This is a genomic window from Acinetobacter gerneri DSM 14967 = CIP 107464 = MTCC 9824 (assembly GCF_000368565.1).
Taxonomy (GTDB): Bacteria; Pseudomonadota; Gammaproteobacteria; order Pseudomonadales; family Moraxellaceae; genus Acinetobacter; species Acinetobacter gerneri.
Map to the genome: position 1 here is coordinate 603,489 of NZ_KB849544.1, position 14,851 is coordinate 618,339.

The following is a 14,851-nucleotide window of genomic DNA, read 5'->3' on the forward strand; positions in this document are numbered from 1 at the left end:
TATAATTTTCTGCCGTTTAATCTTTTATTTGGTAGGTACAAATACTTTTTTTTGTGTGGATAAACCATTTGCAATCACACTTTGCTCGTAAATACGCGCTTCAGCCAAATGAAATGGGTGAAAATGTTCATCTGTTAGCTGTTCTGCAATATGTGCAACAACATTCATATGACATACAGTGACTATATTTTCAAATGGCAATTGTGACAACCATTCAATTGCATTTTTTGCGTCATCATCGGGTTTTATTTTGTCGCAAATCAGCACAGGTACGTCTGAAAAATAGCCTTGAATATGCGCGAGTGTTTCTTGAGCGCGCAACAAAGGGCTCACCACAAATACATCTGGCTTTAGAATCTCTTTTAAATATTCTGCAGTTTCTGCTGCTTGGGCATGTCCACGAGCTGTTAATGGACGTTTTGTATCATTACCATTGACTGGCGGTGCTGCTTCACCATGACGCACTAAAGTCAGTTGCATAAAATTTCCTTATGTCGTTATCCAACGATTATACCCAAGCTTTGTTACAATTTTAGCGATGTTTTCAAATCTTTGTCATACTTCATTGTGTGGTAAAACAAATTCCACATCACTACGATGCCCATTTTTCATCAGTGAAACTGCAATATTTAAAGGCGGTGCTCCCTCAAAAATCACTTCATACAATGCATGTGTAATCGGCATATAAACATCCAGCTCTTTAGCACGAGTATTGACCTGCACAATGGTATTGATCCCTTCAGCTGTTTGCCCAAGTTCTTGTGTCGCTTGTTCAAGGGACTTACCGGAACCCAATGCAAAGCCTATCTGATAGTTGCGACTAAGCGGACTATTACAGGTTGCAAATAAATCACCCACCCCTGAAAGCCCCAAGAATGTTAATGGATTTGCACCAAGTTTTACCGCAAAACGGCTCATTTCCGCCAAAGCACGGGTCAAAATCATACTCTTGGTATTTTCACCAACATTGTAAGCAGCAGCCATTCCCATCGCTACGGCATAGATATTTTTAAGTGCGCCACCAAGCTCCACACCATAAACATCATCACTACCAAAGACACGAAATAAAGCACTATGCAAAGCTTGTTGAACTGCATAACGTACCAATTCAGAGTCACTGGCAATTACTGTACCCGCAGGTTGTCCAGCCACAATCTCTTTTGCCAAATTTGGTCCTGACAGAACACCATATGGCACTTCTGGTAACTCTTGGCGAATGATATCGCTCATAAAACAGAATGTTTTTGCCTCAATCCCCTTGGTTAAAGAAATCACGGCTTGAGCTGAAATAAAAGGTTTGATTTGGCGCAATACATCTCTAAAAGAATGGCTTGGAATCGCAACCAAGATAATATCTCGATCACGGACTGCCTTTTCCAAATTCGATTCAGCTTTAAGATTGGCTTCTAAATTAAAATTGGGTAAATAGCGTTTATTGATATGTGTTGCATTAATTTCATCTGCTACAGCCTGATCACGAATCCAAATCATGGTCTCACAACCATTTCGAACAGCCGTATTTGCCATAGCCGTTCCGAAACTTCCCCCACCCAAAACAGTAACACGCAATGCTGTTTTTTGATCTATTGCAACTGGCTCAACCAAATCACTAAATTTTAACTCTGACATTTATTCCCATCCAATTTGTCATTATTTTTAAAAAACAATATGCTGAAAATCATAACTGAAATTTTGCAAATCTAAATGTTTGAAACAAAATTATTTATGCCAATGCATGACATATTCAGCAGTTGATTGTTCTGGACGAGCAATAATCGGTTTTGCAATTGAACCAACATAAACAATCCCAGAGATCAGATCACGCTCATTTAAACCCAAGGCTTTTTTTAATAAAGGTGATTCAACCACAGCTCCACTACGCCACATTGCACCAAAACCTTGTGCTTGTAGTGTGAGTAAAAAGTTTTGAATTGCGGCACCCGTACTTAATGTCTGCTCGAAAAATGGAACTTTGGCATGATCTTGAAATTTTGTAACTGCCAAGACTAAAACTGGTGCACGAAATGGATGATTTTTAACTCGTTCTAACTGTGCTGGATCAATTTCACCAAGATCTTGAACTGCTGATGCAAGTAATTCACCAAAAGCCGCACGATCCTCACCCTCAACCACGATAAAATGAGTCGGTTTCAAGCGATGATGATCTGGTGCAGTCAGTGCTGCTTGAAAAGCTTGCTCTAATTGTTCAGCACTAGGTGCAGGCTCAATAAGATGCCCGATCGATTGACGATGATGGATATTTTCAAGAACTACAGATAAGTTAGTGTCAGTCATGAACTTTTTAAATTTTACAAAGCGTGAAGTTTAGATTAGCACAAACTGGAAAAATTACTCTAGTTCGGGATAACATTCATCAACAAACTTGTTTTATTTCACATGAATACTATATAAATAATCATAATGAAACATGATTTAAGTTTTTGAACCTCAAAACTATGTTCAAATGTTATATTCAAATAAATTGTCGTCTTATAAATTTTTATTAAACAATTTCATGCGGAGATCAAACATGAAAACCACTCTTCTCCTTACTTCTACTTTTTTATCAGCAATTGTGCTCAGTGCCTGTTCTTCAAATCCAACGAGCAATACCTTGGTTATCCAAAATGCCAACAGCCAATATGAAGTCACAGGTATGGGGAAATCTCAAATCATTGCTAAAAACAATGCCATTGCAACTGCAAATAAAACCTGTGGTAAATCAGCAGCTCCTGTACTTGTCAATGAAAAAACTGAATATCATGGTGCATTAAAAGGTGTCGTTGATGAAAAAACTGGTCAAATGATCAACGCTGCTGCTGGCGTCCTAGGTTCAGTGCTAGGCAAAAACAATACACTTGAAAAAGATACCGACTATCAAGTAACCCTCACCTTTACCTGTAAAGCAAACGGATAATTTTCTTTAAATCATTTTGTCTTCATAAAAAAAATCCCTCATCGAGAGGGATTTTTTAGCTTAGATCTGAATTGTTTGAAATATTCAAATGTATTAGCAATAACCATCCAAACGTGTCAAAGGCAATTTTTGACCAATGGCTTTTTCAATTTCAGGTAGATAGAACGCATCATCTTCTGATAAGAAACTAATACTCACGCCTTGAGTACCTGCACGGCCTGTACGACCAATACGGTGTACATAATCATCTGACTGTTCAGGCAAGGTAAAGTTGATCACATGGGAAACACCATCCACATGGATACCACGACCTGCAACATCTGTTGCAATCATGATGTTATGTTGACCATTTTTAAACTGATCCAACATTTTCAAACGTTTGTCTTGTGCAATTTCACCAGACAACATCACCACTTTATACCCATCACGTTTCAAATGGTCATATAAACGGCGCACTTGATCACGACGATTGGCAAAGATCATGACTTTTTCAATGGGTTCGTCACGTAAAATCTCTTGCAGAAGTTTATATTTATCTTGGTTTGACACCACATAAACACGTTGCTCAACGTCTTCATTGGTTTTCTTTTCAGGTTCAATCTCAACCGTAACAGGTTCAAATAACCACTGTTGCGCAAGATTTAATACATCGTAACTAAAGGTTGCAGAGAACATCAAAGTCTGACGCTGTTCTTTACGAGGTGAAAAACGAACAATACGTTTCACCGAAGGAATGAAGCCCATATCCAATAAACGGTCAGCTTCATCAATCACTAAAAATTCAATTTGATCAAGCCAAACTTCTTTTTGTTCAACAAAATCAATTAATCGACCCGGTGTAGCCACCATAATGTCTACAAAATTTTGATCAAGCATTTTCTTTTGCTTATCAAAATCCACCCCACCCAAAAGTGTCACGACATTTAAGTTTGTAAACTTAACCAACTCTTTTGCATCACTTTCGATTTGCAAAGCTAGCTCACGTGTCGGAGCCAAAATCAATGCACGCGGCTCACCACGAAAGCGTTGCTCTTTAATCGGGTTGTTAAGCAAGTCATTAATAACACTAATTAAAAATGCTGCAGTTTTCCCCGTACCCGTCTGAGCTCGACCAATAGCATCATGTCCTGCCAAAGTGTATTGCAAAACTTTTTGTTGAATCGGGGTCATTTCTTTAAACCCTAATGCATCAATCGCTTGCTTTAATTGAGGATGTAAATTGAGGGTTCCAAAACCAGATGACATATATACGTGCTCTAACGCTAAGGGAGTGTAAAACGATAGTATAAAACAAAAACGCCCCAATTTGACAATTGAGGCGTTATTCCTAATCGAAATTAGGAATTAGTCTAAAGGCTGAACTTCTTCAGCTTGGAAACCTTTTTGACCTTGAACAACACTGAATTCAACGCGTTGACCATCACGTAGTGAACGATGACCATCACCTTGAATAGCACGGAAATGAACGAAAACGTCATCACCGCCATTGCGTTGGATAAAGCCAAAACCTTTAGTATCGTTAAACCACTTCACTACGCCTTGTTCGCGAGCTGTCATAAGTTAATCCTCAGTTATTAAGAAAAAGGACCACCCGGTGTTGCAAACAGCAGAGCAAACAAGGGTTTAAAATATTTTTTATTTCAAAGCTTGTAATCATTCTGTATAACTATTAACAAAATCCCGGTTACATCCATTTGTAATGAAGCTATCAAATCATGAATGATCTGCGAAACTTCATTACGGCATCGAGCTTAACACGGGTTTGTGACAATTAATAGGATTTTTTTGGTTTATTCTTTAAAAAATTTGTGCTTTTTTTATCCATTTTTTTGAATTAGCACTTTTAAAAACTCTTATGTTATCAATATTTTCAAAAATGATTGGGTGGTCACTATTTTTTTGATAAAATCAAGCCAATTGCACAAAAAGACATTTTTCAAATTAAATGACAAACACATCACACTCTATTGTGGATATTGATGCATTGGGCCAACCCTGCCCTATGCCATTACTCTTATTAAAACGTCAATTAAAGAAAGCTGAGCCGAAACAACAATTTTTACTCAAGTCGTCAGATCCGCATAGTGAAATAGATATTTTGCGATATTGTGAGATTCATCAGATTAATTGTTGTTTTAAAAAAATTTCTGAAAATGAGTTCCATTATTTAATTGAATCTTAATCTGATTCATTTACAATCAAAGATTGCAAAATAGATCAGAAATTTACATTTCGCTACCCAATTTTCCTTAATTATGAATCACATTCTAATTATGATATGTGGATTGGTTAAACTATATTATCCGATAAGGAGAACTTATGAGTGACAGCAGCAATCAATTGATGCCCCTGTCATTATCTGCACCAGGTGTAAATCTTGGCGCATATATAAGCACTGTAAACCAGATTCCTATTTTAACGGCTGAGCAAGAAAAAGAGCTTGCCGATCGTTATTACTACGATCAAGATTTAGAAGCTGCAAAAATGTTGGTGATGTCTCACTTACGTTTTGTTGTACATATTGCGCGTAGTTATGCGGGTTATGGTTTACCACAAGGTGACCTTATTCAGGAAGGCAATTTAGGCTTGATGAAAGCCGTCAAACGTTTTGATCCAAATATGGGTGTAAGACTGGTGTCTTTTGCCGTGCATTGGATTAAAGCTGAAATTCACGAATATGTAATCCGTAACTGGCGTATTGTCAAAATCGCCACAACTAAAGCTCAGCGTAAACTGTTCTTTAATCTGCGTAGTTTAAAGAAATCAAGCAAAAAACTGACTTTAGAAGAAGCAAAATCTATTGCTAATGACTTAAATGTAACGCCTGAACAAGTCTTGGAAATGGAAGGTCGTCTGACTGCCTATGATGCAGCCTTTGAAGCTCAAGGTGATGACGATGATGAAGGTTCAACTCATGTTGCACCTGCGCTTTATCTCGAAGACAACCGTTACGACCCTGCTCGTTTGGCTGAAAATGAAGATTATGAAGAACAAAGCACCAATGCTTTGCATGATGCAATGAATCAGCTTGATGATCGTTCACGTAATATTTTACAGCGTCGTTGGTTAGATGATGATAAATCAACCTTACATGAACTCGCTGCCGAATATAATGTCTCTGCTGAGCGTATTCGCCAGCTTGAAAAAAATGCAATGGAAAAGATCAAAGTGGCGATGTCTTCCAACTAATGCTGTATTTTCAAAATTTTAAAAGGGCGCACTGCCCTTTTTTTATGCGTGTTTTTTATCAAGTTTTTTCTACATAAAGGCGACTAATGCTTTTTAGATAAAGTCTATTTATGTTAAGGTTGGGAACGATTTGATTTAGGTGAACATCATTATGTGGATTGCCATTTCAGCACTTAATTTGGCTTTGGCTGTCATGCTTGGTGCGTTTGGGGCGCATGGTTTAAAATCTTTTGCTACGCCAGAACAATTGGCTTGGTGGCATACCTCGACAGAATACTTTTTTTATCATGCTTTAGGTCTGTTTGGACTCGGCATTTTAGCCAAAGTTGCGCCTTCATTTCCGTTTAAAGCCAGCTTTATCTGTATACAGCTCGGTATTGTGATATTTTGTGGCTCGCTCTATCTCATGGCTTTCGGCGCACCTAAATTTTTGGGTGCGATTACACCGATCGGTGGCACATTGATGATTATTGGCTGGTTATTGCTTGCATGGAACGCGTTCAAATACGCAAAATAATCAACGTCTGATTTTAGGGAAAACCAATGCAGATTTTTTTAAATGGTGAGTTGCAAGACACAGCTTGCCAAAATCTATTGCAACTTATTCAAGAATTATCTTTAGAAGGTAAACGCTTTGCAGTTGAACGAAATGAAATGATCATTTCAAAAAGTAAACTTGAGCAAACCATTCTAAATGAAAAAGATCATATTGAAATTATTCACGCTGTTGGTGGCGGTTAACACGGAGCTCCCATGGAAGACACCCCCCTAATTATTGGTTCTCGTACATTTAAATCTCGTTTACTTGTGGGCACAGGTAAATATAAAGACATGAATGAAACTGACTTGGCGATTCGCGAAAGCGGTGCAGAAATCGTGACGGTCGCAATTCGTCGTGTCAATATTGGGCAAAATCCAGATCAACCCAATTTGCTTTCAGTCGTTCCACCTGAAAAATATACCATTTTGCCAAATACTGCAGGTTGTTTTGATGCCAATAGTGCTATCCGTACCTGTATGCTGGCACGTGAATTACTTGATGGTCATAACTTAGTTAAACTTGAAGTTTTGGGTGATGAGAAGACCTTATACCCGAATATCACTGAAACGCTAAAAGCAGCACAAACTTTGATTGAAGATGGCTTTGAAGTCATGGTTTATACTTCTGATGATCCAATTGTGGCGCAAGAATTGGAAAGTATGGGCTGTGTAGCCATCATGCCGTTAGGTAGTTTGATTGGTTCAGGGCTTGGTATTTTAAATCCGCACACGATTTCGATTATCAAAGAAAATGCCAAAGTACCTGTTTTGGTCGATGCTGGTGTAGGTACTGCAAGTGACGCAGCCATTGCGATGGAATTGGGTTGTGATGGCGTATTGATGAATACTGCGATTGCTGCTGCTCAAAACCCTATTCTCATGGCTTCTGCGATGAAAAAAGCGGTTGAAGCTGGTCGTGAAGCGTATCTGGCTGGACGTATGCCTCGTAAACGCATGGCAAATGCCAGCTCACCTGAAACTGGTTATTTCTTTAAATAAATATTTAAAAAATAAAGCAAAGCTATAACAAAGGATTCTTCGGAGTCCTTTGCATTGCATAATAAAAAGGTTCAATAATATAATGAAAATTATAAATTCAGCGATCGTATTAGGCTTTTCCTCTACATGCCTAGCAGCTCAAAACCCAAGCCAATTACAAAAATTTGTTCCTCAAAACTGGCAAATCATTTCTCAAGCTCAAGGTGATTTAAATCAAGATGGACTCAATGATGCTGCGATCATTATTCAACCTAAAAATCCTAAAATTTTAGATCGCAAATTGATGATCTTGATGAATCAAAATCATGTCTTACAACCCTATGCCACAAAACAAATACCTAAATGGACCTATCGTGATACTGAAAATTGTATCGATGATGCGATAGATGAAGACAGCATAAAAATCAATAAAAGCCTGTTAGACATCACATTTAATGGGATGAATAGCTGCTCAAATTGGTATGGTGAGTCGTGGACATATCGCTTTAAGCTTAGCCAGCAGCAATTTAAACTGATAGGATTTGAATATTGGTTTGCGTATAAAACAGATGGCAAAGCGACGCGTCATAGTGGTAATTTTTTAACGCAAAAATTGAAAACAACGATCTATAATGAATTTGATGATCAAATTAAACCTAAAATCACTTGGAAAAAACTATCTCAAATCCAACCTAATACTTTAGATAAAATCCAGTTACAAGATGATCAAAATTTTCTCAAGCAAATGATCAAATAAAGCCCCCTCTAAATATCATCCAATATAGCAACACAAAAATAGACTTAGACAACTTTATGGATAATAAATCATGCAAAATAAACGCTATAGCAAATTGATCATTCTGGGCTTCTGTAGCCTTCCTGCCTGCAATGTGCTGGCAGAAACACATCCTAATATACAAGCTTTCATTCCCAAAGGCTGGACCTTATTTCAGAAAGTTGAAGGTGATCTCAACAAAGATGGCCAAAAAGATATTGCGATGATTATCGAAGAAAAAAATCCTAAAAATATCGTAAAAAATGATGCGCTAGGCTCAGAAGAACTCGACCTAAATCCTCGTAAGCTTCTGATCCTATTTAAAGACCAGCAATCATACCGTCTTGTGGGTAGCAATGATACGATTCCAAGCGCCAATGATGCCGATGCACCTTGCTTAGCCGATCCCTTGGAAGAGTTTGATCCTTTAGAAATAAAAAATGGTGTGTTACAAGTCGCATTTCATTATTGGTATAGTTGCGGTTCTTGGTATGTAAACAATAATACCTATAGTTTTAGATATGAAAATACGCCTCAGCCAAATAAAGCTTCATTTAAACTAATTGGCTTTGACAGCACTGACTTTCATCGTGCCAGTGGCGACTCAAGCACTTATAGCGTTAATTTTCTCACAGGTAAAACCAAGTCCACTTCAGGTGCAAATGAATTTGCTGAACAAAAACAGAAGATCAAAACCACTTGGAGTAAATTAAAACAACGCTACGATCTATCTCTAAGCCAAATCAATTTCAAAGAAAATAATGACTTTGAATAGCAATCAAAATAACCAAATCGACCATTAAAAGTTCAAGATATTCAACGCAATCATAAAAAACCCAAACTCGTGTTTGGGTTTTTTAACATTAAAATTTAGAATAATTTTAAATCAAGGAATTAAACCTTCATCACGCATTGCGATTTGAACAGATTGACGTTCAGCAACTTTATTGCGTAGGGCAACAATATTTGGATAAGGCGTTAAATCATGCTGAATCACATTTGACCAGTTGGTGATCACGAATAAATATGCATCCGCTGGACCGAAACGATCATTTACCAAATAATCGAATTCTGATTCTTGTAGATAATTTTCAATATATTTTAAAATTTTATCAATTTCAGCATAAGCACGCGCACGCTCTTCTTCAGTCAATGCAGGACCAAAAAATACAGCATAAGCGTCATGCAATTCTGAGTTTAGATAACCTAGCCATTCTAAAACTTTGGCACGTCCCAAACCCGAAGGTGGGATCAAATCTTGCTTTGGATCATGTTGCGCGATAAACGGAAGCACAGCAACATTTTCAGTCAAGATCAAACCAGGATTAATTTCGAGTGCTGGCACATAACCTTTTGGATTGATTTCGTAATAATCTGCACCTTTTTCTGTTTTATGTGTTTTTAAATCAACCCGTTCTAAATCAAAATCAACATTAATTTCATTTAAAAGAATATGTGACGCAAGTGAACAAGCACCTGGAGAATAATACAACTTCATAAAATTTCCTTGTTATATAACCCTTACAGTTGTAAAACGCTTCGAACAAAGTTTCAAGCACTAACGCAGTTAAAATTGCAAAAAAGCGTAAATGAATATTGAAACTCGCTATCTATTTAAAATTTATGCACAAATACACATATTGTCCGAACAATCTTCTGCTTTATAGCAAAAATAGATATAACAGAGATATTTTTAAAAATGATGAAAAATAAATCAATCAATCTAAAATAAAAGTTCTCTTGTTTTATTTTCAACCATTTTGTTTGTTTAAGAGATGAAAAAAATATGATTTTATGATTTATATTTCAAAGATTCACATATTCTTGATCAAAAATACAGCTTCAAGAGAAAATTAGATATAAATTGTTATATCTTTTTATTGATATTTATCAATTTATTAATTTTACCGATAATTCCCTATATTCAGGTATAGCCAACCATTTAGAAAAAATGCAAAGTTCTATATATCTGATGTAGGAAGTACGATGTTGAATAGCAATATAATTTTACCCATACCTGTCATTGTCGTCAGTCATGAGCTGAGCAATCAATATAGAACAAATAATGTTCTAATACAGATTGGGTATACTGAAGAAAACATATACTTTTCAAATAATTTTGTAGAAGCAAAACAGCTTTTAGATCAAAATTCAGCATCATGTGCAATTGTAGATATTAGTGCCGATTTCACAGAAAGTATTTCATTCATCAAATTATTAAAATATTATGATCCAAGTATTATGGTATTAGCTATTTCACATTTTAAAAATAGAAATAATATGTTAAATGCCCTATCTGCGGGTGCGACAGGCTATTGCTATACACAGCAATCTGACCAAGATTTGCTTAATTCTGCTCGTATTACCATTCAAGGCGGTGCGCAAATCGATGCAGATATTGCATTACAAATATTGGATTATTTTGATGCTTTTGAAAAGCCGACAGCATTAAATCCAACCGCTTATCTTGATTTTCGTGACCGACAGATTTTAAATTGGGTGATTAAGGGCTTCAATACACAAGAAATAGCCAAAAAATTGAATGTCTCTCAATTCTCTATAGAATCCTTTGTTAAATTAATTTACCAAAAAATAAATCTATAAAATATTGGGAGAAATTTCACAGATTTCTCCCTAATTTTCCCATAGATAAATAATGATTTTCATTGTATCCATCATAAAATAAATCAACAATATAGTAGAAAATTCAACAAAATTTACGTTCCAAATCACTCAACCTTTTCAATTACTTCTTTAGTGTTTAGCGATAATTAGAATTTAATTCTCTACTTTGCCATCAGACATAATTTCTATAAGGTGCAAACTCAATCTATGTCTTGGATCATTTGGCCTAAAATTTACGTGATCGACTTACTGTAAATCACAAATTATTTAAAAAAAACCATAAGCGTTTGACATCCCTCTTTAAAGACTTAAAATACCGCTTTTGAATTTTCTATTCCGAGCTTATGTCAAACGAGAACATTGAAGCGCAAGTTGTAGAGCTAGACAATTTGCATGAGCACCGTGAAATTGTGACGTTTATGCGTCGTTCTTCGCCATTAAATACTTCACAAAAATCTGCGCTTGAACAATATCGTGATTTGATTTTGGAATACCCTGTTGGAGATTTACGCCAACATTTCGAACACCCAGAGCGCCCACTGACTGTTGAAATTGGTTTTGGTATGGGACGTTCACTTGTACTTATGGCTAAAGCCAATCCAGAACGTAATTTTGTCGGTATCGAAGTCCATATCCCTGGGATCGCACAGTGCGTCTATGAAGCTGGTATGGCTGGTGTGAACAATTTACGTGTACTTGATGCTGATGCGATCCAAGTTCTTAAAGAAATGCCTGACAATAGCATCAACTGTGTGCAACTCTATTTCCCAGATCCTTGGCAGAAAAAACGTCATTTCAAACGTCGTTTTGTGGCGCATGAGCGTATGCAATTGGTTGAACAAAAACTTGAAATGGGCGGTACTTTCCACTCAGCAACTGATTGGGAACCGTATGCAGAATGGATGCTTGATGTATTGGATAATCGTCCAAACCTTGAAAATCTAGCAGGTAAAGGCAATAGCTACCCTCGCCCTGACTGGCGACCTCAAACCAAGTTTGAACGCCGCGGTATCGAAGAAGGTCATAAAATTAATGATTTTATCTTTAAGAAAATCAATTAAAAATTGAATGATTTATTAGGGTCTGTTGACGTTTCAAATTGGTTGCGACTATGAGTATTTTTTAGATGATATGAGGCGTAGATTGAGAAATTTAGTGATCTAAATGACCAAGCTACAACGAAATAGCATCAAAAAATACTCTCGTCCTTTCGCTTCGCCTTGCGCTGCGAACAAAGTAGTACTTTGTTCTTGCTCAGGTTGTAGCTAAAATTATCTCAGGCTTCGTTACGAAATTTGAAAATGGTCTCGCCATTCTCTACATTTCGTGCCTTGCCTGCTCAATTTTAGCTAACAACGCAATTCAGTTGTGAAATGTCAACAGACCCTATTTAAATCTTCTTTTAAAGGCTATGTAAATCATAGCCTTTTTTATTGTCCATTTTCTATATAGCGCGGCTTTCCTGTTTTGATAACAGACTCAATTTTCAAAACACATAAATGGCACTTAATGATGTCGTTTTAAAATACCATTACTCATCAATTCATAAGCATTCTGTAAATCCGAATTTCCATTTTTTTCTAGCATCGTTTGATGCATATTTAAAATATTTGCATCACCACGCTTGGCTGGTCCTGTTTGCATCAAATACGGATCATTTTGTGTAGCTTTTAAAGCTGTTTCCATAATCAACGGATACAGCAAACTAAAATCAACCTGCTTCTGATCAACAATCTGTTTCGCCATGTCATAGCAATAATTTGTGAAATTACAGGCAAATACTGCAGCTAAATGCAAACTTAAACGTTGCTCTGAACTGTAGCAATAAACTCGTTGACTTAGGCTTGCAGCAATTTCTTGTAAAATAGCGAGATCACTTTCACGTGCTGTTTCAATAAATATTGGTGTATTTTTCCAATCAATATCACGCTCAAAGCTAAAAGTCTGTAAAGGATAAAACACACCTGAACGAGTATAGTATTTGCTTAATGTCTGCAAACTGGTACTTCCTGAAGTATGCACAACCAAAGCATCAGCAAAATAAAAGTGTGATTTTTGCATCATTTGTTCGATAGCTTGATCGCTGATCGCAATAATTACCAAATCAACTGCTTCAAATTTGGCAATACAATGGGTCGCTTGAGCAGAAACCAATTGTGCTAATTTTTCAGCATGATGAATATTTTGACTTAAAATTTGCACAATTTCATGTTGCGCAGACAATGCCAATGCAAGTTTTGTCGCAACCCGCCCCGACCCAATAAAACTAATACGCATAATTTTTTCAAAAAAGATTTTCTAATAGCATGCCAATAAAAAAAGGATGAATCAATTCATCCTTTTTATTTAATCTGCACTTAGTATAAATTTTCTCTTATATTTAAACAAATCAATAGACTTCTTTCATAAATAAAAAAATGATCAAGTATTCGGATGAAAAGTATCATACGGTCTCATTTGCCGTGAGTCATTCAATTTACTTTGCGTAGACAATCTTTCTTACTTTGTTTATGGACAAATGAGAAATATATTTCGCAAGAAAGCCATTGTCGAACAAATGGGCATACATCCTGAGCAATTTTTAAAGCACTGCTTTAAAAATTGCGGAACTCCCTTGTTCGACAGACGGCATCCTGCCTTAATCACAAATTTTATTAAGTTTTGAAGCAAAATAATGAGAGTATAAATCGAGCAACAAATGACTTATGCAAGAGTTCAAATCTGAACCTGATCAATTAATCTGCTTCTTAAGTGACTCAATCCTATCTTGGGTACGACTATTGAAACATTTGGTATATTGCATCTGCTGACTTTGCTCAATCATCGCGTTATCCCAATAATTTGATTGCTTTTGATATACCTCAGTATCATCATCACGATAAATGTTATACCGCTGCGCCAACACCTGACAATCAACATCTCGTTTTTCAAACCAGTCTTTTTGTTCTTGTTTCAATTGCTCTTTTTGCTCATTACTGAAAAGATCCCAAGTCTGATTGAGCAATTCAACTTGCTTTTTCTTATCTAAGTCTAATTCTTTTTGTCGAATATCCATGACTTTTTGCGCCAACTCTTTTTGTACAACATCTTGTTTTTTATCAATAGAATCCCGCTCTTTCAGCATTTTGTTTTCATTTACATAAGCTTTATACAAAACAGCATGCAAAGCAATTTCACTGACACTTGAGATCACATTCTCTTGATTATTCACATTTAAACTATAGCCATCTTTGTCCGTTTTTATAATTTGAAAATTGAACTTACCTTTCAATTGATCATTTTCTAAAACCAAGTTTGCAGCTTGCTCTTCGATATAATCTCTCAAATTAATAGGATTTTCACGTTCATAACAGTCTTCATAGCAATCATTTCTCTCTGTAAATGCATTTTCCGCACGCTGTTGTAAACCTTTGGGAAATTGCACAATGATCTGGCCTTCACACTCAAGTTTATTGGTCTTGCTTGTATCTGCAGTCAGTGTCCGAACTTGATTAATTTTAAAACTAAGCCCCCGATTGATTTTATTTAATATGTCCTGATCTGCTGTATAGGCACTCTCTTGAAGTATTTTCTTATCAATCTTTTTTAAATAATCATTTTTCAATGTACTTTCAATCTGCTGTAAATTTTCAGGATGTGTACAACTCCACTCTGAAATTTGTTTTGCATCTTCTGCTTTCTTCTGTTTTTGACCACACCCCGAAATTAAAAAAGAAGAAAAAATTAAAATTAAAGCAATATGTTTCATCTGTATGCCTTGTTGTCGTTATGTGGCTCCTATTTAAAGCATTATTTCTCATTCTTTCAATGCTTTAATCCAAAAAAAA

Annotated in this window: 18 protein-coding genes; 10 read left to right on the forward strand and 8 right to left on the reverse strand. The window is 36.2% G+C overall.

Annotated features, from left to right (window positions below):
* Positions 1–24: 24 nt before the first annotated feature.
* The 3 genes from F960_RS14130 to F960_RS14140 all read right to left on the reverse strand — a co-directional run bounded on the left by F960_RS14130 (position 25) and on the right by F960_RS14140 (position 2,295).
* Positions 25–480: a SixA phosphatase family protein gene (locus F960_RS14130; RefSeq protein WP_004866375.1), complete on the reverse strand. Its 456-nt coding sequence runs from the start codon at positions 478–480 to the stop codon at positions 25–27.
* Positions 481–555: 75 nt separating this feature from the next.
* The gene (locus F960_RS14135; RefSeq protein WP_004866376.1) at positions 556–1,629 is read right to left on the reverse strand and encodes an NAD(P)H-dependent glycerol-3-phosphate dehydrogenase; all 1,074 of its coding nucleotides are present in this window, start codon (positions 1,627–1,629) and stop codon (positions 556–558) included.
* A 90-nt stretch (positions 1,630–1,719) separates the two neighbouring features.
* Complete coding sequence (locus tag F960_RS14140) at positions 1,720–2,295, reverse strand: nitroreductase family protein (protein WP_004866379.1); 576 nt, start codon at positions 2,293–2,295, stop codon at positions 1,720–1,722.
* Between the two features lie 235 nt (positions 2,296–2,530).
* On the opposite strand from F960_RS14140, the gene F960_RS14145 reads away from it, so the two are divergent.
* On the forward strand, positions 2,531–2,917 hold the full coding sequence (locus tag F960_RS14145; RefSeq protein WP_004866381.1) for a hypothetical protein: 387 nt from the start codon (positions 2,531–2,533) through the stop codon (positions 2,915–2,917).
* A gap of 93 nt (positions 2,918–3,010) precedes the next feature.
* On the opposite strand, the gene rhlB is transcribed toward F960_RS14145, so the two are convergent.
* Both rhlB and F960_RS14155 read right to left on the reverse strand, forming a co-directional pair.
* Positions 3,011–4,162 (reverse strand): ATP-dependent RNA helicase RhlB, encoded by a 1,152-nt coding sequence (rhlB, locus tag F960_RS14150; protein WP_004866385.1) that lies wholly within the window; start codon positions 4,160–4,162, stop codon positions 3,011–3,013.
* A gap of 99 nt (positions 4,163–4,261) precedes the next feature.
* Positions 4,262–4,474 (reverse strand): cold-shock protein, encoded by a 213-nt coding sequence (locus tag F960_RS14155; RefSeq protein ID WP_004866387.1) that lies wholly within the window; start codon positions 4,472–4,474, stop codon positions 4,262–4,264.
* A 388-nt stretch (positions 4,475–4,862) separates the two neighbouring features.
* On the opposite strand from F960_RS14155, the gene F960_RS14160 reads away from it, so the two are divergent.
* From F960_RS14160 to F960_RS14190, 7 genes are all read left to right on the forward strand, one after another.
* Complete coding sequence (locus tag F960_RS14160; protein WP_004866390.1) at positions 4,863–5,099, forward strand: sulfurtransferase TusA family protein; 237 nt, start codon at positions 4,863–4,865, stop codon at positions 5,097–5,099.
* 137 nt (positions 5,100–5,236) lie between these two features.
* On the forward strand, positions 5,237–6,106 hold the full coding sequence (gene rpoH / locus F960_RS14165) for an RNA polymerase sigma factor RpoH (protein ID WP_004866392.1): 870 nt from the start codon (positions 5,237–5,239) through the stop codon (positions 6,104–6,106).
* A gap of 151 nt (positions 6,107–6,257) precedes the next feature.
* Positions 6,258–6,623, forward strand: coding sequence for a DUF423 domain-containing protein (locus F960_RS14170; RefSeq protein ID WP_004866395.1), 366 nt, complete (start codon positions 6,258–6,260; stop codon positions 6,621–6,623).
* A gap of 26 nt (positions 6,624–6,649) precedes the next feature.
* Positions 6,650–6,847 carry a sulfur carrier protein ThiS gene (gene thiS / locus F960_RS14175; RefSeq protein ID WP_004866397.1) on the forward strand — a complete coding sequence of 66 codons (198 nt, stop codon included), beginning with the start codon at positions 6,650–6,652 and terminating at the stop codon, positions 6,845–6,847.
* A gap of 12 nt (positions 6,848–6,859) precedes the next feature.
* The gene (locus tag F960_RS14180) at positions 6,860–7,645 is read left to right on the forward strand and encodes a thiazole synthase (protein ID WP_004866399.1); all 786 of its coding nucleotides are present in this window, start codon (positions 6,860–6,862) and stop codon (positions 7,643–7,645) included.
* 82 nt (positions 7,646–7,727) lie between these two features.
* Positions 7,728–8,381, forward strand: a complete 654-nt coding sequence (locus tag F960_RS14185) for a hypothetical protein (RefSeq protein WP_004866401.1) — start codon at positions 7,728–7,730, stop codon at positions 8,379–8,381.
* A 70-nt stretch (positions 8,382–8,451) separates the two neighbouring features.
* Positions 8,452–9,174 carry a hypothetical protein gene (locus F960_RS14190; protein ID WP_004866403.1) on the forward strand — a complete coding sequence of 241 codons (723 nt, stop codon included), beginning with the start codon at positions 8,452–8,454 and terminating at the stop codon, positions 9,172–9,174.
* Between the two features lie 111 nt (positions 9,175–9,285).
* Here F960_RS14190 and F960_RS14195 read toward each other — a convergent pair whose 3' ends face one another.
* Positions 9,286–9,897, reverse strand: coding sequence for a glutathione binding-like protein (locus F960_RS14195; protein WP_004866405.1), 612 nt, complete (start codon positions 9,895–9,897; stop codon positions 9,286–9,288).
* A 488-nt stretch (positions 9,898–10,385) separates the two neighbouring features.
* Between F960_RS14195 and F960_RS14200 the strand changes: the two genes are divergently transcribed.
* Together F960_RS14200 and trmB are read left to right on the forward strand one after the other, a co-directional pair.
* Positions 10,386–11,003, forward strand: coding sequence for a LuxR C-terminal-related transcriptional regulator (locus F960_RS14200; protein WP_004866407.1), 618 nt, complete (start codon positions 10,386–10,388; stop codon positions 11,001–11,003).
* 365 nt (positions 11,004–11,368) lie between these two features.
* Positions 11,369–12,085 (forward strand): tRNA (guanosine(46)-N7)-methyltransferase TrmB, encoded by a 717-nt coding sequence (gene trmB / locus F960_RS14205; protein ID WP_004866409.1) that lies wholly within the window; start codon positions 11,369–11,371, stop codon positions 12,083–12,085.
* A 445-nt stretch (positions 12,086–12,530) separates the two neighbouring features.
* Here the strand turns inward: trmB and F960_RS14210 are convergent, their stop codons facing one another.
* Both F960_RS14210 and F960_RS14215 read right to left on the reverse strand, forming a co-directional pair.
* On the reverse strand, positions 12,531–13,301 hold the full coding sequence (locus F960_RS14210; RefSeq protein ID WP_004866412.1) for a Rossmann-like and DUF2520 domain-containing protein: 771 nt from the start codon (positions 13,299–13,301) through the stop codon (positions 12,531–12,533).
* Between the two features lie 454 nt (positions 13,302–13,755).
* Positions 13,756–14,772 (reverse strand): hypothetical protein, encoded by a 1,017-nt coding sequence (locus tag F960_RS14215; RefSeq protein ID WP_004866414.1) that lies wholly within the window; start codon positions 14,770–14,772, stop codon positions 13,756–13,758.
* Positions 14,773–14,851: the final 79 nt, after the last annotated feature.